Annotated in this window: 27 protein-coding genes; 14 read left to right on the forward strand and 13 right to left on the reverse strand. The window is 64.1% G+C overall.

Going from position 1 to position 23,128, the window contains the following annotated elements:
* Together ACLCGK_RS24580 and ACLCGK_RS24585 are read left to right on the forward strand one after the other, a co-directional pair.
* Positions 1 to 263 (forward strand): DUF3077 domain-containing protein (locus ACLCGK_RS24580; protein ID WP_410953146.1); only part of this gene is annotated, 263 nt, incomplete at its 5' end.
* Between the two features lie 110 nt (positions 264 to 373).
* The gene (locus ACLCGK_RS24585) at positions 374 to 637 is read left to right on the forward strand and encodes a YebG family protein (protein ID WP_003260692.1); all 264 of its coding nucleotides are present in this window, start codon (positions 374 to 376) and stop codon (positions 635 to 637) included.
* Between the two features lie 239 nt (positions 638 to 876).
* Here the strand turns inward: ACLCGK_RS24585 and ACLCGK_RS24590 are convergent, their stop codons facing one another.
* The gene (locus ACLCGK_RS24590) at positions 877 to 1,896 is read right to left on the reverse strand and encodes a Leu/Phe/Val dehydrogenase (protein ID WP_015271770.1); all 1,020 of its coding nucleotides are present in this window, start codon (positions 1,894 to 1,896) and stop codon (positions 877 to 879) included.
* Positions 1,897 to 2,020: 124 nt separating this feature from the next.
* On the opposite strand from ACLCGK_RS24590, the gene ACLCGK_RS24595 reads away from it, so the two are divergent.
* Entirely contained in the window at positions 2,021 to 2,827 is an 807-nt protein-coding gene (locus ACLCGK_RS24595; protein ID WP_013974185.1) for a SirB1 family protein, read from the forward strand.
* Here ACLCGK_RS24595 and maiA read toward each other — a convergent pair.
* From maiA to hmgA, 3 genes are read right to left on the reverse strand one after another with little or no spacing between them, the layout of a single operon-like run.
* Positions 2,821 to 3,453: a maleylacetoacetate isomerase gene (maiA, locus tag ACLCGK_RS24600; protein WP_410953147.1), complete on the reverse strand. Its 633-nt coding sequence runs from the start codon at positions 3,451 to 3,453 to the stop codon at positions 2,821 to 2,823. The two genes, ACLCGK_RS24595 and maiA, sit on opposite strands and share 7 nt — an antisense overlap.
* 12 nt (positions 3,454 to 3,465) lie before the next feature.
* Positions 3,466 to 4,758 (reverse strand): fumarylacetoacetase, encoded by a 1,293-nt coding sequence (fahA, locus tag ACLCGK_RS24605; RefSeq protein ID WP_410953148.1) that lies wholly within the window; start codon positions 4,756 to 4,758, stop codon positions 3,466 to 3,468.
* A gap of 3 nt (positions 4,759 to 4,761) precedes the next feature.
* Positions 4,762 to 6,063: a homogentisate 1,2-dioxygenase gene (gene hmgA, locus ACLCGK_RS24610; RefSeq protein ID WP_039613039.1), complete on the reverse strand. Its 1,302-nt coding sequence runs from the start codon at positions 6,061 to 6,063 to the stop codon at positions 4,762 to 4,764.
* A 173-nt stretch (positions 6,064 to 6,236) separates the two neighbouring features.
* Here hmgA and ACLCGK_RS24615 point away from each other — a divergent pair, with 173 nt between their 5' ends.
* Entirely contained in the window at positions 6,237 to 7,019 is a 783-nt protein-coding gene (locus ACLCGK_RS24615) for an IclR family transcriptional regulator (RefSeq protein WP_061552474.1), read from the forward strand.
* Between the two features lie 353 nt (positions 7,020 to 7,372).
* Here ACLCGK_RS24615 and ACLCGK_RS24620 read toward each other — a convergent pair whose 3' ends face one another.
* From ACLCGK_RS24620 to ACLCGK_RS24635, 4 genes are all read right to left on the reverse strand, one after another.
* A complete protein-coding gene (locus tag ACLCGK_RS24620; RefSeq protein WP_024087730.1) occupies positions 7,373 to 8,287 on the reverse strand; it encodes an SDR family oxidoreductase in 915 nt (304 codons plus the stop codon).
* Between the two features lie 220 nt (positions 8,288 to 8,507).
* A complete protein-coding gene (locus ACLCGK_RS24625; RefSeq protein WP_039613040.1) occupies positions 8,508 to 9,413 on the reverse strand; it encodes an alpha/beta fold hydrolase in 906 nt (301 codons plus the stop codon).
* A 176-nt stretch (positions 9,414 to 9,589) separates the two neighbouring features.
* A complete protein-coding gene (locus ACLCGK_RS24630) occupies positions 9,590 to 10,276 on the reverse strand; it encodes an LrgB family protein (RefSeq protein ID WP_015271777.1) in 687 nt (228 codons plus the stop codon).
* Positions 10,266 to 10,652 carry a CidA/LrgA family protein gene (locus ACLCGK_RS24635; RefSeq protein ID WP_015271778.1) on the reverse strand — a complete coding sequence of 129 codons (387 nt, stop codon included), beginning with the start codon at positions 10,650 to 10,652 and terminating at the stop codon, positions 10,266 to 10,268. The genes ACLCGK_RS24630 and ACLCGK_RS24635 overlap by 11 nt, the downstream gene beginning before the upstream one ends.
* Positions 10,653 to 10,748: 96 nt before the next feature.
* Between ACLCGK_RS24635 and ACLCGK_RS24640 the strand changes: the two genes are divergently transcribed.
* Entirely contained in the window at positions 10,749 to 11,630 is an 882-nt protein-coding gene (locus ACLCGK_RS24640) for a LysR family transcriptional regulator (RefSeq protein ID WP_410953149.1), read from the forward strand.
* Between the two features lie 36 nt (positions 11,631 to 11,666).
* Here the strand turns inward: ACLCGK_RS24640 and ACLCGK_RS24645 are convergent, their stop codons facing one another.
* Complete coding sequence (locus ACLCGK_RS24645) at positions 11,667 to 12,125, reverse strand: flavodoxin (RefSeq protein ID WP_410953150.1); 459 nt, start codon at positions 12,123 to 12,125, stop codon at positions 11,667 to 11,669.
* A 128-nt stretch (positions 12,126 to 12,253) separates the two neighbouring features.
* On the opposite strand from ACLCGK_RS24645, the gene ACLCGK_RS24650 reads away from it, so the two are divergent.
* On the forward strand, positions 12,254 to 12,682 hold the full coding sequence (locus ACLCGK_RS24650; RefSeq protein ID WP_309670206.1) for a PAS domain S-box protein: 429 nt from the start codon (positions 12,254 to 12,256) through the stop codon (positions 12,680 to 12,682).
* A gap of 56 nt (positions 12,683 to 12,738) precedes the next feature.
* On the forward strand, positions 12,739 to 13,356 hold the full coding sequence (locus ACLCGK_RS24655; protein ID WP_024087734.1) for a hypothetical protein: 618 nt from the start codon (positions 12,739 to 12,741) through the stop codon (positions 13,354 to 13,356).
* Here the strand turns inward: ACLCGK_RS24655 and ACLCGK_RS24660 are convergent.
* Entirely contained in the window at positions 13,341 to 14,276 is a 936-nt protein-coding gene (locus tag ACLCGK_RS24660) for a MerR family transcriptional regulator (RefSeq protein ID WP_410953151.1), read from the reverse strand. The genes ACLCGK_RS24655 and ACLCGK_RS24660 overlap by 16 nt on opposite strands.
* Positions 14,277 to 14,475: 199 nt before the next feature.
* Between ACLCGK_RS24660 and ACLCGK_RS24665 the strand changes: the two genes are divergently transcribed.
* From ACLCGK_RS24665 to ACLCGK_RS24680, 4 genes are read left to right on the forward strand one after another with little or no spacing between them, the layout of a single operon-like run.
* Complete coding sequence (locus ACLCGK_RS24665; protein WP_410953152.1) at positions 14,476 to 15,036, forward strand: antibiotic biosynthesis monooxygenase; 561 nt, start codon at positions 14,476 to 14,478, stop codon at positions 15,034 to 15,036.
* Between the two features lie 33 nt (positions 15,037 to 15,069).
* Positions 15,070 to 15,807 (forward strand): dihydromonapterin reductase, encoded by a 738-nt coding sequence (gene folM, locus ACLCGK_RS24670; protein WP_046616343.1) that lies wholly within the window; start codon positions 15,070 to 15,072, stop codon positions 15,805 to 15,807.
* Positions 15,808 to 15,816: 9 nt separating this feature from the next.
* Positions 15,817 to 16,113: a DUF1244 domain-containing protein gene (locus ACLCGK_RS24675; protein ID WP_003260708.1), complete on the forward strand. Its 297-nt coding sequence runs from the start codon at positions 15,817 to 15,819 to the stop codon at positions 16,111 to 16,113.
* Complete coding sequence (locus ACLCGK_RS24680; RefSeq protein WP_003260709.1) at positions 16,106 to 16,447, forward strand: HopJ type III effector protein; 342 nt, start codon at positions 16,106 to 16,108, stop codon at positions 16,445 to 16,447. Before ACLCGK_RS24675 ends, ACLCGK_RS24680 begins: the two co-directional genes overlap by 8 nt.
* 124 nt (positions 16,448 to 16,571) lie before the next feature.
* On the opposite strand, the gene ACLCGK_RS24685 is transcribed toward ACLCGK_RS24680, so the two are convergent.
* The 3 genes from ACLCGK_RS24685 to ACLCGK_RS24695 all read right to left on the reverse strand — a co-directional run bounded on the left by ACLCGK_RS24685 (position 16,572) and on the right by ACLCGK_RS24695 (position 19,971).
* Positions 16,572 to 17,480: an alpha/beta fold hydrolase gene (locus ACLCGK_RS24685; RefSeq protein ID WP_410953153.1), complete on the reverse strand. Its 909-nt coding sequence runs from the start codon at positions 17,478 to 17,480 to the stop codon at positions 16,572 to 16,574.
* A gap of 167 nt (positions 17,481 to 17,647) precedes the next feature.
* Positions 17,648 to 18,859: an enoyl-ACP reductase FabV gene (gene fabV / locus ACLCGK_RS24690; protein ID WP_015271787.1), complete on the reverse strand. Its 1,212-nt coding sequence runs from the start codon at positions 18,857 to 18,859 to the stop codon at positions 17,648 to 17,650.
* A 251-nt stretch (positions 18,860 to 19,110) separates the two neighbouring features.
* Entirely contained in the window at positions 19,111 to 19,971 is an 861-nt protein-coding gene (locus ACLCGK_RS24695) for a LysR substrate-binding domain-containing protein (RefSeq protein WP_410953154.1), read from the reverse strand.
* A gap of 135 nt (positions 19,972 to 20,106) precedes the next feature.
* Here ACLCGK_RS24695 and ACLCGK_RS24700 point away from each other — a divergent pair, with 135 nt between their 5' ends.
* Genes ACLCGK_RS24700 through ACLCGK_RS24710 form a run of 3 tightly spaced genes read left to right on the forward strand, consistent with a single transcriptional unit; the run spans position 20,107 to position 23,128 of the window.
* Positions 20,107 to 21,147, forward strand: a complete 1,041-nt coding sequence (locus ACLCGK_RS24700) for an agmatine/peptidylarginine deiminase (RefSeq protein WP_410953155.1) — start codon at positions 20,107 to 20,109, stop codon at positions 21,145 to 21,147.
* Positions 21,144 to 22,040 carry an N-carbamoylputrescine amidase gene (gene aguB, locus ACLCGK_RS24705; RefSeq protein ID WP_123084210.1) on the forward strand — a complete coding sequence of 299 codons (897 nt, stop codon included), beginning with the start codon at positions 21,144 to 21,146 and terminating at the stop codon, positions 22,038 to 22,040. Before ACLCGK_RS24700 ends, aguB begins: the two co-directional genes overlap by 4 nt.
* 2 nt (positions 22,041 to 22,042) lie before the next feature.
* A complete protein-coding gene (locus tag ACLCGK_RS24710) occupies positions 22,043 to 23,128 on the forward strand; it encodes an extracellular solute-binding protein (protein WP_397461990.1) in 1,086 nt (361 codons plus the stop codon).

Below are 23,128 nucleotides of genomic sequence, written 5' to 3' on the forward strand. Positions count from 1 at the left end.
TGACCACAGAAGACACCCAGTTCACCGTCGGCAAAACCACCTTCTACCAAGGCGAACACGGCACCCATCCACTGTTCCGCATCGAGCCCGGCATCCCCTGCCGCGATGCCCGCGAGCAGTCCTCAGAATTGATGGGCTATGTCCGCGAACTGACCATCACCGGCCTGATGGACGAGAAGCCGATGATGATCTGGGCTGCGCACTACCTGAGCGCGATGGCCAAGGCGCTGATGGATGATGCTGAGTTGGGCATGAAGCAGTAAGCCCTCTGCACCACGCTACAATTTCTGCTTGCGAAGCAATCAACATTGCCATTACTGTATATAGATACAGTAAATCGAAACGCAACCAGCAAAAGGCATAGAGGTGATGAATGGCCGTCGAAGTGGTGTACCGCAGCAGCCGCGACCCGGAGCGCTTGTTCATGGATAAGGCCGAAGCAGACCGTCACGACAAGATGCTCGAACTGGCCGAGCGCCTGGCCGAAGTACTGCACAAGGCAGTGCCCTCGCTGAGCGAGAAACAGGTCGAGGAAGCCGGTATCTACATGGCCAAAAACCGCGATGTATTCGCCCGGGCGTTCAAGAGCCAGCCGGATGCGCTGGCCGAGTTGCTCGAAGCGCCAGCGGCCGAGTAATTACCTGCACTGGCCGCTTCTGCAAGGATTGCGCATGGCTTGAGGTTCAGCGCGGTCAAGGTGGATGGCACGGGCTGCGCCCGTGTTCGCGGGCACGCCCGCTCCCACAGGGACCGCGCAGGTTTTCAGGGTTTTGGGCAGAACAGTTGCTGCAGGTACGGCACAAACGCTGGGCTCGGGCGCTACCCCTGTGGGAGCGGGCATGCCCGCGAAGAGGCCAGCAAAGCCGGTATCGCCCCTCAGCCGTAGAGCAACCGCTCTGCCAACATCTGCGCCACCCGCGCCGGCGAGCGCTTCTCTGCCTGTGCATGGCCAAACACTTCGGTCAGCCGTGAAGGTATCCGCGCCAGGTGCGCGGTGATGGTGCCCAGGTCTTCGCCACGATGGGTAAGTGCCACGTAGATCAACCCACCGGCATTGATCACGTAATCGGGCGCATACAGTATCCCGCGCGACTCCAGCTGGTCGGCTACCTGCAAGGTGGTCAGCTGGTTGTTCGCCGCCCCCGCCACGGCCGCACAACGCAACTGCATCACGCTCTGCCCGTTCAACACCGGCCCCACACCGCAAGGGGCAAAGATGTCGCAAGGGGTGCTGATCAACGCATCGTTGGTCACCGGATGGGCATTGAACTGCTCCACCGCCAGCCGCACTCGTCCAGGGTCCAGATCGCTCACCAGCAGGTCCGCCCCTGCCGCATGCAGCTGCTCCGCCAGCGCATAACCGACATTGCCCAGCCCTTGCACCGCAACCCGAAGCCCTTGCAGGTCATCACTGCCAAGGCGGAACGAAGTGGTGGCACGAATGCCGGCAAAAACTCCCATCGCCGCATGCGGGGAGGGGTCACCCGAGGCCGTGGTGCTGGTCACATGCGGTGTGCTCTGGGCAATGCAGTCCATGTCCAGGGTCGAGGTGCCGCTGTCCACGGCGATGATGAAGCGCCCTTGCAAGGTGTCGATGAAGCGGCCGAAGGCCTCGAACAGCGCGGCACGGTTTTCCACATGCGGGTTGCGCATGATCACCGCCTTGCCGCCCCCCAATGGCAGGCCAGCCAGCGCCGCCTTGTAGCTCATACCCTGGGCAAGGCGAATGGCGTCTGTCATGGCGCTTTCATCATCGGCATAAGGCAGGTAGCGGCAACCGCCCATGGCGGGGCCCAACTGCTCGCTGTGGATCACCACCACAGCCTTCAGGCCGGTAGGCGGATCGGTGAACAAGTGCAGCGACTGGGTACGGGTGCTTTGCATCAGCGCGAACATCGACAGGCTCCCCTACGAGGTGCTCTTTCCAGTATAGGCACGGCCCTTGGGCTGGTAGCGCCGCCGGACCACTGGACGAAACCGCGCGCCACGGCTAATACTCAAGCGTGTGTGGAGAAGCCCCATGAAGCCACGTCAAGCCTGCCTGGCCTGCCTGGAACGCGAGCCCGTCGCCCTGCTGGAAGCCGCATTATGGATTGCCGCCGAGCACGACCGAAGCGTCGAGCCCGCGGCCAGCCTTGCCAAGCTGCATGACCTGCAGCGTGAAATAAGCACCAATCTGCCGATGCTGCCGCTGTGCGAACTGGCACAGCCACTGCTGCGCCAACTCAATGCCCTGGGCTTCCAGCAGGATGAATATCACCCGCTGCGCCCGCATGCCGCGATGATGGACAAGGTGCTACAACGCCGCCGTGGCCAACCGCTGACACTCGCCATCCTCGCCCTGGAACTGGCCCGGCGTCTGTCCATACCCCTTGAGGGCGTAGGCTTCCCTGGCCATTTCCTGCTGCGCGTGCCGGGTGCCGATCACCTGCTTGACCCCTGTGGCGGCCGGCGTCTCTACCCCAATGACTGCCGTGAGCTGCTGGCTCGCCAGTTCGGTCCGCATGTAGCGCTGACTGCCGAGCACATGCGCAGTGCCAGCCCGCTGCAGATGCTGCAACGCCTGTCACGCAACCTGCGCCAGTTGCATATAAGCAACGACAACCACCTGGCGGCACTGATTGATGCCGAGCGGGTCATGCAACTGGGCCCGGTGCAGGTCAGCGACTATGTGACTCGCGCTTCGCTATACCAGCATCTGGATTGCCCGCAGGCCGAGCGCTTTGATCTGGAGCATGCGTTATTGCTGACAGAGGACCCGGTCCAGCGCCTGAAGCTTTCCGAACGTATCGGCAAGCTTCCGGCGGCGAACCGTTCCATTCACTGAGCCGGGCTGTCCGGCTGCCGGGCGGGGTGGGCCTGGGCGAACGCGGCTTGTTCGGCCGCAAGGGCGGCAACCCGAAGGATGCGCGGGAAGCTGTCGAGGTCGATGTTGAAGCGTTCGGCCGCGTACAACTGCGGGATCAGATAGACATCCGCCAGGCCCGGCTCATCGCCGAAGCAGAAGCCATGATCGCCTATCAGTTGCTCAACTGCCGCCAACCCTTGGCTGATCCAGTGACCAATCCACTGGTTGACCTGGCTTTCGTCCTGGCCGGCCTGGCGCAGTCGGTTGAGCACGCTGACGTTGTGCAGCGGGTGGATGTCGCAGCCGATGATCGCCGCCACGCCCCGCACCTTGGCACGCGCCTCGGCCGTGGCCGGTAACAGCGCGGGTTTGGGATAAGCCTCCTCCAGGTACTCGATGATCGCCGGCGACTGCACCAGCAATTCACCGCTGTCAGTGCGCAAGGCCGGCACGCGGCCCTGCGGGTTGACCGCGATATAGGCGGCCCCGCGCTGCTCGCCCTGCAGCAGGTTGACCGGCAGGGACTGGTAGGCCAGCCCCTTCAGCGCCAGGGCAATGCGCACCCGGTAGGACGAGGTGGAACGGTAATAGGTGTACAGCTCCATGCCCTTGCCTCCTCAGTTGGCCGCGATGACCGTGCCGCGGCATTCACCGAAACCGATGCTGGCCACGCCATCACGCACGCAGCGGGCACGCAGGATGATCTCGTCGCCGTCTTCGAGGAACTTGCGCACCTCGCCACTGGCCAGCTCCACCGGGTGCTTGCCACCTTCGGTTATCTCCAGCAGGCTGCCGAACGAACCTGGCGTGGCGCCCGACAGCGTGCCCGAACCGAACAGGTCGCCCGGTTGCAACTGGCAGCCGTTGACGCTGTGGTGCGCGACCAGCTGCGCCACGGTCCAGTACATGCTGCGGGTGTTGCTCAGGGTCAGGCGGTGCGGGGCAAGATCCTGCTCGCGCATGCGCTCGGTCAGCAGCAGTACCTCGAGCTCGATATCGAATGCACCAGCGGCCTGGTCGCGCTTGTCCAGCAGGTACGACAGTGGCTGCGGGTCGCCTTCCGGGCGTGACGGCTGGGCACAGCGGAACGGCTCAAGCGCTTCGGCGGTAACTACCCAAGGCGAGATGGTGGTGATGAAGCTCTTGGACAGGAACGGCCCCAGCGGCTGGTATTCCCAGGCCTGGATATCGCGCGCCGACCAGTCATTGAGCAGGCACAGGCCAGCCACGTGCTCGGCGGCATCGCCTACCGGGATCGCCTGGCCAATGTCGTTGCCCTGGCCGATCCAGATACCCAGCTCCAGCTCGTAGTCCAGGCGCGCGCAGGGGCCGAAGCTTGGCTCGGTGTGCCCGGCCGGCAGGGTCTGGCCCTTGGGCCGGCGCACATCGGTGCCGGATGGGCGGATGGTCGAGGCGCGGCCGTGATAACCGATCGGCACGTACTTGTAGTTGGGCAGCAGCGGGTTGTCGGGGCGGAACAGCTTGCCCACGTTCTTGGCGTGCTCGATGCCCACGTAGAAGTCGGTGTAGTCACCGATCTGCGCCGGTACATGCAGCTGGCAGGCGGTTGCCGGGTACAGTGCGGCCTGCAGTGCCGCCTTATGTTCACTGTGTTCGCCCAGCAGCACCAGAAGGCGCTCGCGCAGGGCGACGCGGGCACCGCGGCCGAGGGCGAAGAATGCGTTCAAGACCCCACCACGGGTGGCCTCGACCGCGGCCTTGGCGGCACCGTCGAACAGGCCGGTGGCCAGCACCGCCTCCAGGTCCAGGATCGCGTCGCCGATGGCCACGCCACAGCGCTTGGCTTCACCCGGCCGGCTGAAGATGCCCAACGGCAGGTTCTGCAGCGGGAAGTCGCTGTGCCCGTTGGCGTGCTCGACCCAGCTACGGGCAATGGCGGTCTGATTCATGGGTTATCTCCGGTTCGGGTTGAAGGTGCTCGGCAAGGTGGCCCAGCAACTATCGTAGTCGGCCTGCAACTGCGGGCATTCAAGGGCTTGCAGGCTCGGGCGCAGCACCTGGCTGGTCTCGAACATAAAGGCCATGGTGTTGTCGATCTTGTGCGGTGCCAGGTCGGCAGCAATAGCCTTTTCGCAAGTTTCGGCGTCGGGGCCATGGGCGCTCATAACCCCGTGCAGCGAGGCGCCACCCGGCAGGAAGCCCTCGGCCTTGGCGTCGTAGGCACCATTGATCAGGCCCATGAACTCGTTCATCAGGTTGCGGTGGAACCATGGTGGACGGAAGGTGTTCTCGGCCACCATCCAGCGTGGCGGGAAGATCACGAAGTCCATGTTGGCCATGCCATGCACGCTGGTCGGCGAGGTCAGCACAGTGAAGATCGACGGGTCCGGGTGGTCGAAGCTGACCGTGCCGATGGTGTTGAAGCGACGCAGGTCGTACTTGTACGGCACGTTGCTGCCGTGCCAGGCGACCACGTCCAGTGGCGAGTGCTGCAGTTCGCAGGCCCAATGTTCGCCCAGGAACTTCTGCACCAGCTGCACCGGGCCATCGGCCTCTTCGTAGTGCGCCACAGGGGTGAGGAAGTCGCGCGGGTTGGCCAGGCCGTTGCTGCCTATCGGGCCCAGGTCCGGGATGCGCAGCGGTGCGCCGTGGTTTTCGGCGATATAGCCGCGGGCCTCGCCGTCGAGCAGTTCGACGCGAAACTTCATGCCACGCGGGATGACCGCGATTTCCAGCGGCTCGACTTCCATCACCCCCAGTTCGGTGGCAATGCGCAGGCGGCCCTGTTGCGGCACCAGCAGTAGTTCACCGTCGGCGTTGAAGAACACCCGCTCCATCGACCGGTTGGCGCGGTAGATGTAGATGCTCACGCCTGCCGGTTTTTCCGCAGCGGCGTTGGCCACCATGGGCAGCCAGCCCTCGATGAAATCGGTCGGTTCGACGGGGATCGGCTGGGGGTTCCAGCGCAGGCGGTTGGGGGTGATGGCCCCCAGCGGGCCGGTCAGCGGCTGGCGCGCCAGGCGCTCGAAACGGGGATGCAAGGCAGATGGGCGAATACGGTACAGCCAGGTGCGGCGCAGTTCGCTGCGGGTCATGGTGAACGCCGTCCCCGAGAGCAGCTCGGCGTACAGCCCATAGGGCGCCTTCTGCGGCGAGTTCTGCCCGACCGGCAAGGCCCCTGGCAGCGCTTCGCTGGCAAACTCGTTGCCGAAGCCGCTGAGGTAGTGAAGGTCGGGTGACGTATCGCGATTCATCGATGCCTCCGGGCTCTGGCCGAGCCGTTGCTGGCAGCTGGCTGCTGGCCCGGGCGGGCTGGCAGCGCGTCTGCATTGTTTTTATCGTAATCAGATTACGAATAACGTAATTTGCTACGGGCAATGCGTCAAGCTATAAAGGCGCGACTCGAAGAATCCGGAAGAAGATGTCCATGGCAAAAGCCAGCTCCCCCGCCGACAACGGCAAGCAGAAAGTCCGCTCGGCGGAGGTCGGCACCGACATCCTGAAGGCTCTTGCCGAGCTCTCCCCGTCCACCTCCCTGTCGCGCCTGGCGGAACATGTGCAGATGCCAGCGAGCAAGGTGCACCGTTACCTTCAGGCGTTGATCGCCAGCGGTTTTGCCGAACAGGATGCGGCCACCAACCATTACGGCCTTGGGCGCGAGGCTCTGCGGGTAGGGCTGGCGGCGCTGGGTAGTATCGATGTGCTGAAGATTGCCGCGCTGCCGTTGTCACAGCTGCGCGATGAACTGAACGAGAGCTGCTTCGTTGCCGTATGGGGCAACCAGGGCGCGACAGTGGTCAGCATCGAGCCGGCAGTACGCGCGGTCACGGTGGTAACGCAGATCGGCTCGGTTCTGCCGCTACTCACTTCGTCCACCGGGCTGGTGTTCGCCGCCTATCTTCCCGAGCGCGAGACCGTGGAGTTGCGTGACCGGGAACTGGCCGCCCTGCAGCACAGCGCCGCCGACTACCAGGCAGTACTGGCGGGCATTCGTGAACGTGGCCTGCACCATGTGCACGGGCTGTTGATGCCGGGCGTGGATGCGCTGTCGGCCCCGGTGTTCAATGCCATGGGGCAGATCGCCGCGGTGATGACGGTGGTCGGGCCGACCTCGATCTTCCATGCCGACGAGCATGGTCCGGCGGCGCAACGGTTGCTGGCAGCAGCACGGGAAACCAGCTGGCGCATGGGCTATTCGCCCGCCGACTGAGCGCCTTCGGCACTATTGCCCGATACGTAAAGGTGAATGTCATAAGCGGCTATTTTTCCTGCAGGATCAGGCGCTTATTCTTACCTCACTGGCCGGCATGAAGGGCTCTCCCCCCCGCCTTTCAGGCCTGCGAGGTTCACCGACGTAGATTTTGAAGCTCCTTGATCTGACGTCTCGATTGGCCGCTGCGGCTTGCAGCGGCCTTTTTTATTTGCCCTGAAAATTTCCGTCGCCTGTGCTGGCCTCTTCGCGGGCTTGCCCGCTCCCACAGGGATATCACCAAGCCTGAGGGCAGTGATATCCCTGTGGGAGCGGGCAAGCCCGCGAAGAGGCCAGCACAGGTAGTACAAAGCTCAGCCCAGCGGATACTTCTGCAAGTTCGCCATCATCTGCTGCAACGCCTGCAAGCTGTCCTGTGGGTGCACTGCCCCGTCGAAGTCGCCAATCCGTGCCCAGTTCTCCGCCACCTGCTCCGGAGTAAAGCCTTCACGCGGATCGAAGCCTACCCCCAGGCTGCGCTCCCAACGCACCTTGCCCACCCAACCGCCACCCACTTCGAACAGCTCACCACTGCCCTGGCACTGCTCGCTGCCCAGGTACACAACCAACGGGCTGACCAGCTCAGGCTTGAGCCGCTCGAACACCTGGGGCGGGATCAACCCTTCGGTCATGCGGGTGCCACCCGTGGGGGCGATGGCGTTGACCAGGATGCCGTGCTTGCGCCCTTCGATTGCCAGGGTACGTGTCAGCCCATACAGGCCCAGCTTGGCCATGCCGTAATTGGCCTGGCCGAAGTTGCCATAGATGCCGGACGTGGAAGCGGTGAAGATCACCCGCCCCCAGTTCTGCTCGCGCAGGTGCGGCCAGGCGGCGCGGGTGACCTTGTAAGCCCCCTCGACATGCACCTGATACACCTGCTCCCAGTCGCTGTCTTCCATCTTGTGGAAGGTTTTGTCACGCAGGATGCCGGCATTGTTCACCAGCACATCGACCCGGCCGAAGCTGTCCAGGGCCTGCTCGACAATACGCGCGCCTTGGCTGACCGAATCATGGTTGGCAATGGCACTGCCACCAGCGGCGCGGATCTCCGCTACAACTCGGTCGGCGGCGGAGGCGCTGGCACCTTCACCGTGGGTGGACCCGCCGAGGTCGTTGACCACCACCCGCGCACCACGGGCAGCGAACAGCAGCGCATGGGCACGGCCCAGGCCGCCCCCGGCTCCGGTGACTATCACCACGCGATCTTGCAGACAGACAGGCTCGCTCATGCTCATGGCTCCAGGCAGGTTCAGGTAGGCCGAGTGTCCGCCGCCAGCGGCGGGCGGACAATCAAGCTCACGCAGGCTGAATGCCTGGCAATAACGCAGCACGATGGTTATGGGGCCGCTTTGCAGCCCATCGCCGGCAAGCCAGCTCCCACACCAACCGCGCCGGCCTCCAGGCATGCGCTGTACCTGTGGGAGCCGCCTTGCCAGCGATGAGGCCCTGTCAGGACCACGCCACTTTCTGCTGGAAACAGCTCAGCGGTTGTTCACGAAAGGCCAGGTAATGGCGCAGCACCTGCACCGGCGCTTCGGTATGCGGGTAATGGCCGATGCCCTGCAACTGCACGGTGTCCGGCTCCGGCACCAGTTGCCGGTAGCGCTCCACCATGTGTGCGCCGGAAAGCGGGTCGTCCACGCCATTGATGAAGCGCAGCGGCACGCCTTCGTGCTGCATCGCGCCAACCCAGCGGTCCCGGTGCAACCTGCGCTCTGGCATATAACCCACCAGCTTGTGCAGGATGCGCGTGCCACGGTTGGCGGCTATCAGGCTCCAGAAGTCATCCAGCGCACTTTCACTAGGGTGGGTGCAAGGGCCGTAGACCTGAGTCACGTTGCGCACCAGGTCGTCGCGACCGAACGAGCGCCCTACCAGCCAGCCCAGGCGGCTGAGCAACAGCTTCTGTACCAGCAGCATGCGGCAGCTTTCGGGGAACAGCCCGCTGTTGAGGAACACGCAGCTGGCAATGCTGGCGCGCTGTTCATGATGCCGCGCCAGCATTTCCTGGGCCACACTGCCGCCGTAGTCATGGGCCAACAGATGCACCGGCTGGTCGACCTTCAGCTCGGCGAGCAAAGCCTGCTGCAGGTCGGCCTGCTCCATCAGGCTATACACGTGATCGACCGGTTTGGCCGAATCGCCAAAGCCGAGCATGTCACAGGCGATAACCCGGAAGCGCTGGGCTAAAGGCCCCCAAAGGTAGTGCCAATCCCAGCTGGCGGTGGGGAAACCGTGCAACAGAAGCAGGGGCTCTCCTTGCCCTGCGGTCCAGTAACGGATGCTCTGGCCCCGGAAGCTGAAACTCTGTCCCCGGGTACGCCAGACGCACAATGGAATTTCGGCCATGGGCATCAGAACGGTCCCGGTGAATTGGTGTTGGCGGAATAGAGCAAGGCTGCGGTCATTGCATGTCACCTCGGCACTTACATGTGCTCTCTATGTCGAGGCTGAGTCTAGCCAGCAGCCCATGGGCTGGAACTTGCGTTGCCAGCCAGCTTGATGACTTGGCGAGTCAGTGGCACGAATGGTCAGAGCAGCACAGCCAGCAGCGGTGCCGCGAACAGGTTCAACAGCCCGGTCAGGACCATGACCAGGCCGGCCACCGAACCCTCCTCGCGGCCTACCTCCTGTGCCCGGCTGACACCGGCACCATGGGCGCCCACACCGAACAGCGCGCCCCGCGCCAGCGGCGTGCGCAACGGCAACCAGCGCAGTAGCACGCCGCCGAGCATGGCGCCCAGTACGCCGGTGAACATCACGAACACCGCCGTGAGCTCCGGTACGCCACCCAGGTCATGGGCCAGTGGCATGGCAAAGGGCGTGGTGATCGAACGCGGCACCAGCGACAGGCTGGTCGCGCTGTCCAGCGCCAACATATGAGCCAACCCCCAGGAACTGGCGATCGAAGCGCTACTGCCGGCGACCATACCCATCATCAGTGCCGGCCAGTGGCGCGCCAGCATGGCCCGTTGCTGCCAGATCGGCACCGCAAATGCCACGGTCACCGGGCCAAGCACACTCATCAGCCAGTGGGTGTTGCGGGCGTACTCGGCATAAGCGGTGTGCAGCGGCACGGCCACCGCCAGCAACAGTACCGGCACCAGGATCAGCGGCGACAGCAGGTAGCGCCCGCTGCGCCGGTACAGCCAGCGGCTGCCCAGGTACGCCAGCAAGGTCAGGGCCAGCCAGAACAGCGGCATGGGTTCAAGGCTCATGGCGCAACCTCCAGCGGCACACCAGTTCCACGGTCAACGCGGTCACCACCATTACCGTCAGGGTGCTCACGGCAATCACCAGCAGGATGCGCCAGCCCTCGTCACGGATCAGAGCGCCATAATCGAGCAGGCTCATCAGCGCCGGAATGAAGAACAGCAGCATCTCAGCCATCAGCCAGCCTGCGCCCAGTTGCAACATGGCTGGCTTGAGCACACCTGAGGCAAACAGCAACAGCAGCAATGCCAGGCCCATCACTCCGCCAGGAATCGGCCAGCCCAACCAAGTGGCAAGCTGGCCACCGAGCAGGAACAGTGCACAGAGGATCGCCAGCTCGACGAGCAGGCGCAGGGCTTTTTTTAACAACGCGGGTTTCATGGGGGGTTCCTCTACAGGCCCTCATTTTAAGTTTTGGCTGCCTAGGCCAGAAGCGAATTGTTAGACTGAACACCATTCCAGAATGGAATTGTGATCATGGAATTCAAACAGCTGCGCAGCTTTATCGAAGTGGTCCACCGCGGCGGTTTTACCCAGGCCGCGCAGACCCTGCACATCAGCCAGTCGGCGGTGAGCAAGCAGGTGGCTCAGTTGGAGCAAGATGTGGGCCAGCCGCTGCTGGAGCGCCAGGCCTCGCAGTTGCACCTGACCGCTGCCGGGCGCATCGTCCTGGAGCGCGGCGAAGCCTTGTTGCGCCAGCGTCAGGCATTGCTCGGCGAACTGGACGACCTCAGCCAGATGGGCCGCGGCGAACTGCGGCTGGGCCTGCCGATGCTGGGCAGCGACGCGCTGTTCGCCGGGTTGTTCGCCGAATATCGGCGGCGTCACCCGAACATCGCGGTCCAGTTGCTCGAAGGCGGCAGCCGCAGCATCGAACAGGCAGTCAAGAGTGGCGAACTGGAACTGGGTGGCAGCCTGACGCCCAGTGACGAGGCGTTCGACTACCAGCCGTTCTGCAACGAACCACTGGATGCCCTGTTGCCTGCCGGCCACAAGCTGGCGGGCCAGGACGGGGTGGACCTGCAGCAGCTGGCCGATACCCCGTTCCTGCTTTACCAGCGCAGTTTCGTGCTCAATGACCGCTTGCTGAAGGCGTGCCAGCAGCAGGGTTTTACCCCCAAGGAAGGCGGGCGCAGTGGCCAGGCGGACTTCCTCGCGGCGCTGGCGGCGGCGGGCCAGGGCGTGGTGCTGCTGCCCCGTGTGGTGGCGAAAGCGCTCGAGCGCCCCGGTGTGGTGCGCTTGCCGCTGCGCTCGCCGGGGGATTTGCGTTGGGATATCGCGTTCATCTGGCGGCGCGGGGCGTATCTGTCACGGGCGGCGCAGGCGTGGTTGGCGTTGTTGCGCGAGCTCCACGGCTAACACACTCTTTTTTTGTGGGAGCGGCCTGGCTTGGGGTCAGGAGGCTTTCAATGCTGCTGCCAACTCAGCCAACCAAGGCTCTGCATCCGCCTCCGGAGTCACCGTCTCGCTGGCATCCAGGCGCAGCATCGGCTGCACTTCGCGCACGCCCAGTTCGGCAAACAGCTCGCGCATCTGCTCGCCACCACCGCAATAGGTATCGCCATAACTGCTGTCGCCCAAGGCAATCACCGCACCCGGCAGACCACGCCAGGCCGCAGGCAGGGTATCGCGAATGCTGCAATACAACGGCATGAGGTTGTCCGGCAGTTCGCCCATGCCAGTGGTCGAGGTCACGGCCAGCAAGGCGTCGGGGGCGAAACCTTCAAGGTCCTGCAAGGTGGCGCGCGCCGCATGCCAGGCCTCCAGGCCAGCAGCCTTGAGCAGCGATTGAGCGTGACGGGCGACTTCTTCGGCGGTGCCGTAGACCGATCCGGAAATAATGGCGACTTTCATCGGGTAGAGGATTCCGAAACTGAGTGAAAACGTAGGATACTAGCATCCGGCGCTGGCAAAAGGCCGCCTCTACCAAAGTCACCATCCTCAGCCCTGCTTCGCACCTTTGTTCACTCAATGGCCCGAACATGATCAATGCGCAACTACTGCAATCCATGGTCGATGCGTCCAACGACGGCATCGTGGTCGCCGAACAGGAAGGCGACGACACCATCCTCATCTACGTGAACGCGGCCTTCGAACGCCTGACCGGCTACAGCCGTGACGAGATCCTCTATCAGGATTGCCGCTTCCTGCAGGCCGACGACCGCGACCAGCTTGGCCGCGCCCGCATCCGCAAGGCCCTGGCCGAAGGCCGCCCGTGCCGCGAAGTGCTGCGCAACTACCGCAAGGATGGCAGCGCTTTCTGGAACGAACTGTCGATCACCCCGGTAAGGCACGATGCCGAACAGCGCACTTACTTCATCGGCATTCAGAAAGACGTCACTCGCCAGGTCGAACTGGAGCGGGAACTGGCACAACTGCGCGTTCGTCAGAAACCCGACGAACGCACCTGAACCAAGTTCGCCACGCACGGTCAATCCCGTTGAAGAAATCGCCATCGAGTTCGATCATGCAAGCAGAAGCGCTCCTGACCCAGGACGAGCTGGATTTCATACAGAACATGCAGCATTCGCCGCAGTTGAACCTGGCCGACCCTATGTCGAGCCTGCTGGTCAATGGCGACCATCGCATCCAGAGCTTGCTCACCCGCTTGGTGGCCAACGAGCAGGTAACCCTGCAGGCCCAGTTCAACAACCAGCAAATCAGCTTCCCGCTGCAACTGGTGGAAGACGAGTTCCACGCCCTGCACCTGCAACTGGGCTCACCGGAAATCTACGAGGACGGCCCCATGCTGCGCCCCTGGCGCCTGTCGATGGAGAAGCCGAGTGCACTGCTCGATGCCCATGGGCAGGAAACTGGCCTGTGGGTTCGCGAGATCTCGTTCAAGGGCACATTGCTGGAAGTCCGTGGCCTGCCAGCGGCACCAGCCCACTTCGAATTGCGCTTCGCCCCTGATGGCATCCCCCCCATCGAACTGCATGGCGTGCTGGGGCGGCGCATCGGCCCGGACCTGGCAGCCTACGACCTCAGCCAAAGCCCGGCCGAAGAGATCGAACGCCTGCGCGACTACATCCTCCAGGCCCATCGCCGGGCCCACCCCGAGCTACACACTCAGGTATCGAACTGACCGGCCAGAAACTGCCGCAAACGCTGGCGCATCACGCTACCCTGCGCACCCAGGCAAGCGATCGGGCTGCCAGCCAGGCTGTCCTGTGCCAGTTCCGCCGCTTCACCCGCCAGTAACAGCGGGCATTCCAGCCCTGCCACCAGGCGCGTCAGGCGCCGGGTGAGTTCCGCCGTGGGCGGCTGGTGGGAGAACAGCACCAGGGCATCCGGTTTCAGCCGCTCGCAGACCAGTGCCAGTTCTGCCAGCGGCTGCCCGCTCGCCAGTGGCGTCACGCCAACTTCATCACTGCCCAGGCTCAGGCTGGTCACCAGCAACTCCAGCTCGTGGCACTGCCCCGGCAACGGCGCCAGCAGCACCATGCGGCTGCGCGGTACACGGGCAAGTTGCAAGCGGGCGAACACCCGGCCACGCAGGAACTGATCGAGGAACAGCCACTCGCTGGCCTGCCCGTAGCCGCCCTGACCGGCCGCCAGGTCATGCCACACCGGCATGAACACTTCACTGAATACCTGGTCCAGGGTGCAAGCGGCAAATACCTCGTCGAACAGGCGGTCCAGGCCGACAAGGTCAAAACGTTGTAACGCCTGGCGAATCTGCTGCTGCCAGCGCCCCCAGGCGCCCGTCGCGCCACCTGCCTGCCCGGCACGGGCATGGTCGCGCGCGAGGATGCTGGCAACCTTGCTTACCGCAACGCCACGCTCCAGCCAGCCAAGGATGCGGCGGATGTCATCGATGTCGGCCTGGGAATACAGGCGGTGGCCACTGTCGGTGCGGGTTGGCTGGATCAGGCCATGGCGGCGCTCCCAGGCGCGCAAGGTCACGGCGTTGACGCCGGTCAGGCGGGAAACCTCACGGATCGGAAACAGGTCCTGCTGCGCGAGGCTCGCATCGATTACCGGGTTCAGTCCCTGTTCGTTCATCTGCAAGGGGTACCCTGTGTGCCCAAGTTGAACACCTAGTCTACTACGGCAACCGTTTGCCGGCTGACAGTTGCCGAAGATCGCACATGGGCGATAATCCGCGCCCGATTCTTGCATGCACGCCTGCGTCGCCCACCACCCCGGGCCACACAGCCAAAGGGGCCGGCTACCCGCCAGCCCCGTTGCCAGGAGATACACGATGTCTACCCCACCCGTCACCCTGATGGTGTCGCGCCGCGCCGCCCATGGCCGCTACCAGGACCTGCTGGCCTGGCTGCATGAAGGCGAACAGCTGGCCACCGACTTCCCCGGCTACCTTGGCTCGGGCATCCTGGCGCCACCCCGCGACAGCGACGAATTCCAGATCATTTTCCGTTTCAGCGACGAGCCGACCCTGCATGCCTGGGAGCATTCCGCCTCGCGCCGGGCCTGGTTGCAGCGCGGCAACGGCCTGTTCGAACGCCCCAAAGAGGCGCGCGTAAGCGGCATTGACGACTGGTTTAGCACCAATATGGTGCAAAAACCGCCACGTTGGAAGCAGGCCGTGGCCATCTGGCTGGCCTTCTTCCCGGTCTCGCTGGTGTTCAACCTGGTGTTCGGCCACTGGCTGGCAGCACTGGACCTGGTGCCCCGGGTACTGCTCAGCACCCTGGGCCTGACGCCGGTGATGGTCTACCTGTTCATTCCCCTTTCCACCCGCCTGCTGGCCGGCTGGCTGCATGCATCCCCGGCCCCCGCTGGCGCCCTGCGCAGCCGCTGAGGCCAGGCCGTACACGCGGTAGACAGTTCGGGTATGCTGGGCGGCAACCAAAGGACAGACAAGTTGACCGCCCCGAACATGAACAGCCCCATTCTCGTTACCGGAGCCAGCCAGCGCGTCGGGCTGGCCCTGGCCCTTGAACTGGCACAGGCCGGCCATACGGTGGTCAGTGCCAGCCGCAGCGTCCAGCCACAGGCGGCCCACCCGAACATCGTGCAGTTCCAGGCAGACCTGTGCCAGGCGGCCGACCGCCAGGCCCTGATCGACTACCTGCACAACCATTACGACGGCCTGCGCGCGATCATCCACAACGCCTCGCTGTGGCTCGACGATGGCCTCGACAACCTCGAGACCATGTTCCGCCTGCACGTCGAAGCGCCCTACCACCTCAACCTGGCCCTGGGCGACCTGCTGGCCAAGGTGGAAAAGGCCGACATCATCCACATTTGCGACGAAACCTCTTCACGCGGCAGCAAAAGCCATATCGGCTACGCCGCGACCAAGGCCGCGTTGCAGAACATGGTGCTGTCGTTCGCCGAAAAATATGCGCCCAAGGTGCATGTGAACGGTATCCTGCCGGGGCTGCTGATCCTCAAGGAAGGGGGTGACGAAACCTACCGCCAGCAGACCCTGAAAAAGGCCCTGCTGGAGTTCGAACCCGGCGCCGGCCCGCTGATCGAGACGGTCAAGTACCTGCTCGCCAGCCAGTACAGCACCGGCAGCCAGGTGGTCATCAACGGTGGCCGCCACCTGAAGAACCGCATGACCTGAGAGAAGCCCATGACCCCACAGCAACAGCTCGAACTCGAGGCCGCCGCGTTCCGGCGCCTGGTCGAACACCTGCAGAAGCGCACCGACGTGCAGAACATCGACCTGATGAACCTGTCCGGTTTCTGCCGCAACTGCCTCTCCAAGTGGTACAAGGCCGCGGCTGACGAGCGCCAGCTCGACCTGAGCCTGGATGACGCCCGCGAAGCGGTGTACGGCATGCCTTACGCCGAGTGGAAAGCCCAATACCAGAAAGAAGCCAGCGCCGACCAACAAGCGGCGTTCGAAAAAGGAAAACCTCGTGACTGACCTGAACACACTGCGCGCCAGCCTGGCCAGCGGCCAACACGTGTTTGCCGACACCCTGGCGTTCATTGCCGACAACTACAGCTACCAGCCACAGGCCTTCGACAATGGCGGCGTGGCGAATGCAGCCGGGCAGAACGAAGGTTCGTGCAAGACCCTGGGCCTGGCGCTGCTGGAAGGGCTGAGCGACCAGGAAGCGCTGCTGGCCTTTGGCGAGCACTACCGTGACGTGGTGGCCACGCCCGAGGGCAGCGACCATGGCAATATCCGGGCGCTGATCAAGCATGGGCTGGCGGGCGTCAAGTTCGCCGAGCTGCCGCTTGCGCGCAAGGCTTGAGATTTTGGGGCCGCTCCGCGGCCCTTTCGCCGGCAAGCCAGCTCCCACAGGTACCCCGCTGCCTTCAAACTGATCATCCCCCGTTGGAGCTGGCTTGCCGGCGATGAGGCCGGCGCAGACAGCATCAACCCATGATCCTTCCTGGGACCTCACCCGCCAACCCACCCTGCTGCAACCACTGCAAGGCCACCGGCCACAAACTTTCGCGAAAGCGGTCATGGAAGAACGCGAAATGGCCAATTTCATCGACCGAGATATCCACAGGCGCAATACGCAGGTGCTGGCGCTCGGCGCCCTGCAGATAACCCAGCAAACGCTCGGTCGCCGCCACGGTACCAAAGGGATCATCGGTCAGGCTGATGGCCAGCGTCGCCGCTCGCACCTGGGCGAACGGTAGTGCCTCCAGTGCACGCCCGCTGGGTCGGTGCTCATAGCGCGGGGTACGGGTGGTCCAATCGTGCACCACGCCGGATGGCGTGTCCTCCAGCCAACCCAGACGCTTGCCGGGAAAATAACCGAACACACGGGTGAGCAGCGGCATTACCACATGCCACTTGCAGAACAGCTGCCAACGCTGGTCAGCCGCATAATCGCGCCAGTAGGCGAATTGCGCGCCAACCATTACCACCCGGCGTACCTTGTGCGCCGACGGTGCCAGCCCCACTGCGCAGCCGCCAAAACTGTGCCCCACCACATCCACCGGCTGACCGGGGAAATGTTCTGCGGCATGCACCAGCATGGCTTCGAAATCCAGCCGGCCCCAGTCGCTCCATGATGCCTGGAAGCAACGCAGCGATGCCGGGCGGGATTCGCCGATGCCACGGTAGTCGTATGTCAGCACATCGCAACCTTGGGCGAACAGGTAGTCGGCGAAACGCGAGTAGTAGTGGCAGCGTACCGAAGTGGCAGCGTTGATGATCACCAGCGGGCGCTGGGGGTCAGGTCGGGCGTGGCGCCAGCGGAAACCGCCGAGGCTGTAGCCGTCGGCTGTGGTGTGGCGAAAGGCAGTGGCGGGTTGGGTGAGGCTGCTCATGGCACATTCCCTGTTGTTGTGCGCCAAAGCTAGCAAAGATTTTATAGCCTGTACCGGCCTCTTCGCGGGTAAACCCGCTCCTACAGGTACTCCATCTCCCTCAAGTTAAAAGGGACCCCTCTGGGAGCGGGTTTACCCGCGAAAGGGCCGGTACAGGCCGGCAGCGATTACAGCTCGATGCAGTCGAACTTCACATCGGTAGCCACGTCTTCGTCGTAGTTGACGTCAGCGCGCTCGAAACCGAACAGGTTGAGGAACTGCTTCTTGTAACCGGCATAGTCGGTCAGCTCGAACAGGTTCTCGGTGGTCACCTGTGGCCACAGCGCCTTGCAAGCGTCCTGCACGTCATCACGCAGTTCCCAGTCGTCCAGGCGCAGGCGGCCCTTCTCGTCGACCTCGGCCGGCGCGCCGTCGGCACGGTACATGCGGTCGCGGTACATGCGGTCCAGCTGGTCCTGGGTGCCTTCGTGAACCCCCTTCTCCTGCATGATCTTGAACACCATCGACAGGTACAGCGGCATCACCGGGATGGCCGAGCTGGCCTGGGTAACCACCGACTTCAGCACCGCCACGTTGGCGCCGCCCTTGACTTCACCGGCCAGTTTCTTGTCCAGGCGCAGGGCGGTTTCGTCCAGGTCCTGCTTGGCCTGGCCCAGCGCACCGTGCCAGTAGATCGGCCAGGTGATGTCGCTGCCGATGTAGCTGAAGGCCACGGTGCGGGCGCCTTCGGCCAGCACGTTGGCGCCAGCCAGGGCGTCGATCCACAACTGCCAGTCCTGGCCACCCATGACGGTGACGGTGTCGGCGATTTCCTGCTCGGTAGCCGGCTCGATGCTGGCCTCGATGATGGTGTCCTTGTTGGTGTCGATGGCGGTCGACTTGTACGGCTGGCCGATCGGCTTCAGGGCCGAACGCACCAGTTCACCGGTCTGCGGCAGCTTGCGCACTGGCGAGGCCAGCGAGTAGATGACCAGGTCGACCTTGCCGCCCATTTCGTTCTTGATCAGCTCGATGACCTTGGCACGGGCTTCGTCGGAGAAGGCGTCACCATTGATCGACTTGCTGTACAGGCCCTCGGCCTTGGCGAACTTGTCGAAGGCTGCAGCGTTGTACCAGCCAGCGGTGCCGGCCTTGGTCTCGGTGCCTGGCTTTTCGAAGAACACGCCCAGGGTGTCGGCCTTGAAGCCGAACGCCGCGGTGATGCGGGCTGCCAGGCCGTAGCCGCTGGAAGCACCGATGACCAGAACCTTCTTCGGGCCATCCTCGCGCACGCCCAGCTTGCGGGTGGCTTCGATCTGGTCACGGACGTTGAGCTCGCAGCCCTTCGGGTGAGTCGTGGTGCAGATGAAACCGCGGACCTTAGGATGAATGATGGCCAATGTCTGTACCTCGTCAGGTTTATGCCGGGGGAAGCGCCGCCATGGGCGATTCCGGTTGATCAGAGGGTGAGACTACCCCCGCAGGTTATCCGACACATATTACGGGGTGATCTTGGGGATGCAAAACGGTGGATTACCTGTACCGGCCCTATCGCCGGCAAGCCAGCTCCCACAAAGACGGCGCAAAACTTGAGCCCTGTGAGGGACCTGTGGGAGCTGGCTTGCCGGCGATAGGGCCAGTGCAGGCAACGTCAATCTGACAAGAGAGCCTCTTTCAGCCATTCCAGGAACTGCCGGGCCAGCAGATCATCCTGGCTGTCCCGATGCACCAGGCAAGCCCACGCCGGCCCACGCACGCGCTGCGCCGACATAGCCTGCAAACGCCCCTCCTCCACCGCCCGCCGCGCCAGCAATTGGCTGACCAGGGCCACCCCCAACCCCTCGCTCGCCGCATCCAGCAGCAGCCCGGGGTCGGAAAAGTTCAGCCCCTTGCCCTGCTGCCCCACATCCTCGCCACCCTCCAGCTGCCAGTGGCTCCAGTCCATTTCGCGCTCGCCATGCAAGGTGGTGCGCCGCGACATCGGCGTTTGCAGCAACGCCGGGTGGCAGGCCGGGTACAGCTGGTCCTGGTGCAGCACGTTGAAGCTGCACTCGGCCTGGGCACTGAGGTCATCGCGGATGGCCAGGTCAATGGTCTCGGTCGCCATGTCCGGCACTTCGAAACTGGTGAACAGCCACAAGTCGACATCCGGGCAGCGCTGGTGAAAGTCGGCCAGCCGCGGCAGCAGCCAGTGCCTGGCAAAGGCCGGGCTGGTGTTGACCACCAGTTGATTGGGCTTGCGGTACTGGTCGAGCCGGCGAATGCCCACCGCCAGGTGCTGCAGCAGCGACTGCGTGGTGCTGAGCAGGTCGTGCCCGGCGTCGGTCAGGCTCACGCTGCGGCCACTGCGATGGAACAGCGGCTGCTCCAGGTAGGTTTCCAGGCTGCGAATCTGCTGGCTGATGGCCGACTGGGTCAGGTTCAGCGCTTCAGCGGCCTTGTGGAAGCTGCCCAGCCGCGCAGCGGCTTCGAAGCCGCGCAGGGCATTCAGGGGTGGCCAGTGTTTGAGCATGATTGATAAGCCTTGCTGATCAGATGTCCGCTAAATCTATCGTTTGTCGCAGGCCAATCCTAGCCATAGCATGGACATCAACACCCGCGACGGCGGGCTTCGTTGATAAAAATCCTTAATTGATCGGAGTTCTCTATGCACCTGTCCCTCGACAGCGGCTGGCGCATGCCCGCCGAATGGGCCCGCCACGCTGCCACCTGGATGGTCTGGCCACACAACCAGGCCCTGTGGGAAAGCGGCTGGCACGTGCGCCTGGCCGACGTACAGCAGGACTACGCCCGGGTCGCGGCAGCCATCGCCCGTTTCGAGCCGGTGAAGATGGTGGTCGACCCTTCGGCCTGGCAAAGCGCACGTGCCCTCTGCGGCGCCAATATCGAACTGGTCGAAATGGCCGTGGACGACAGCTGGTGCCGGGACAGCGGCCCAAGCTTCGTCTGCCACCCACAGCATGGCCTGGCCGGCCTGAGCTGGCGCTTCAACGCCTGGGGTGGCAAGTCGCAGCACGGCCAGGACCGCAGCCTCGGCCGGCGCATCCTCGACCACCTGGGGCTGGACGGTTTCAGCACGGCGCTGTGCAACGAAGGCGGGGCGATTCATGTGGACGGCGAAGGCACCTTGATCACCACCGAGTCGGTGCTGCTCAACCCCAACCGCAACCCTGGCGTGAGCAAGGCTGAGTTCGAGGCCTGCTTCGCCCGTTGCCTGGGCATCCGCAAGACCATCTGGCTACCGGGCGACCCACAATACATCACCGGCGACATGACCGACGGCCACGTCGACGGTATATGCGCCTTCGCCCGCCCCGGCGTGCTGCTGGTCGATGCCACCCATGACCAGCATTCGGTGTACGCCGAAGTCGTGCGGGAAAACCGCCGCGCCCTGGAACTGGCCACCGACGCGCAAGGCCGGCACTTCGAGCTGCTCGACCTGTACGAAGCCAGCGCCGCAGTCGACCAGGACGCCGAAGTATTCTGCGCCTCGTACACCAACTTCTACATCGCCAACGGCGCGATCATCATGCCGGCCTATGGCATCGCCGCCGACCAGGAAGCCGCCTCGCAACTGGCCCACGCCTTCCCGGGCCGGGAGATCGTACCGGTGCGCATCGACCACATCGCCCATGGCGGTGGCGGCATCCATTGCATCACCCAGCAACAACCCGAGGTGCAGCCATGAGCCTGCTGCGCATCGCCACCACCCAGATGCCGTGCAGCTGGGACCTGCCTGGCAACCTCGAGCGCGCCGAACAACTGGTTCGCCAGGCTGCCGCCAAGGGAGCCCAGGTGATCCTGCTGCAGGAGCTGTTCGCCACCCCGTACTTCTGCATCGAACAGGACCACCAGCATCAGGCACTCGCCCAGCCCTACCCTGCCAGCCCGATCCTGCAGCGCTTCGCCGCACTGGCCGGCGAGCTGGGCGTGGTGCTGCCGCTGAGCTGGTACGAGCGCGCCGGCAATGCCTTCTTCAACTCGTTAACCGTGGCCGATGCCGATGGCCGCCTGCTTGGCGTCTACCGCAAGACCCACATCCCCAACGCCATCGGCTACCAGGAGAAGGAATACTTCAGCCCCGGCGATACCGGCTTCAAGGTTTGGGACACCGCCTTCGGCCGCCTGGGCATCGGCATCTGCTGGGACCAGTGGTTCCCCGAGACCGCCCGCTGCCTGGCACTGATGGGCGCCGAAGTGCTGCTGTTCCCCACCGCCATCGGCTCCGAGCCCGGCTGTGCCGAACTGGACTCGCGCGACCACTGGCAGGTAGCCATGCGCGGCCACGCCGCCGCCAACCTGTTGCCGGTGGTGGCGGCCAATCGGGTGGGCGAGGAAGTCGCAGCCAGCGACGCATCGTTGGCCATGCGCTTCTATGGCTCGTCGTTCATCTGCGACCACAAGGGCGCCATGCTCACCGAAGCCGACCGCGACAGCAGTGGCATCTGGCTGCACGACCTGGATCTGGCCGGCATGCGGGAAGACCGCCTGAGCTGGGGCATCTACCGCGATCGCCGCCCGGAGATGTACACACCGCTGCTGACCCTGGACGGCACCCACCCACACACCCTGAGGGCATGAGCATGAAACGCCACGTTCTGGCCGCCTTGGCGCTGGCTGTCTGCGCCTGCCAGGCTCAGGCCGAGCAGCCCGTGCTGCGCCTGTACAACTGGGCCGACTATTTTGCCGAGGACACCCTCAAGCAGTTCACGGCCGAAACCGGCATCCAGGTGATCTACGACGTGATGGATGGCAGCGAAGTGCTCGAGGCCAAGCTGATGTCCGGGCGCAGTGGCTACGACCTGGTCTTCCCCGGTGATACCGTCGCCGAGCGCCTGATGCGCGCCGGCAGCCTACAGCCACTGGACCACAGCCGCCTGCAGGCCCTGGACGACATCGAGCCCGGGCTGCGTCAGCTGCACGCCCGGTACCCCAAGGCCAGCCAGGCGACCGTGCCCTACACCTGGGGCACCATCGGCCTGACGGTGAATGCCGACAAAGTCCGCCAGCGCATGCCAGATGCACCGCTGGACAACCTCGACCTGCTGTTCAAGCCGGAGCTGGCCGCCAAATTCGCCGACTGCGGTATTTCAGTCATCGATTCACCCGACGAAGTGCTGGCAGTGGTCCTCAACTACCTGGGCCGCGAGCCCCGCAGTGCCAAGCGCGAGGACCTGGCCGCAGCCAGCGAACTGCTCAAGGCGATTCGCCCGTACGTGCGCAAGTTCCAGTCGCAACCAGTGACCGAACTGGTCAACGAGAACCTGTGCCTGTCACTGGGCTACAGTGGCGACGTGATCCAGGCGCAGCGTACCGCCGAAGCCGCGGGCAAGCATCTCGACTTCCAGTACCGCGTGCCGCGCCAAGGCACCACGGTGTGGATGGATACCATGGCCATCCCGGCCGATGCCAAGCACCCGGAATACGCCTATCGTTTCATCAATTTCGTCATGCGCCCGGCGAACATGGCGGCCATCAGCAATTTCACCGGTTACCCTACCGCCAGCGCCAAGGCACGCCAGGCAGTGGATCCGCGCATGCGCGACAACCCCGATATCTACCTCGACCAAGCCACCTATGCCCGGCTGATCCCGGGCCGCGATATCCCACAGGCCGACATGCGTGCACGCATGCGCGTGTGGACCCGCTTCAAGACTGCACAGGACTGA

This window comes from Pseudomonas sp. S1(2024) (assembly GCF_046557535.1).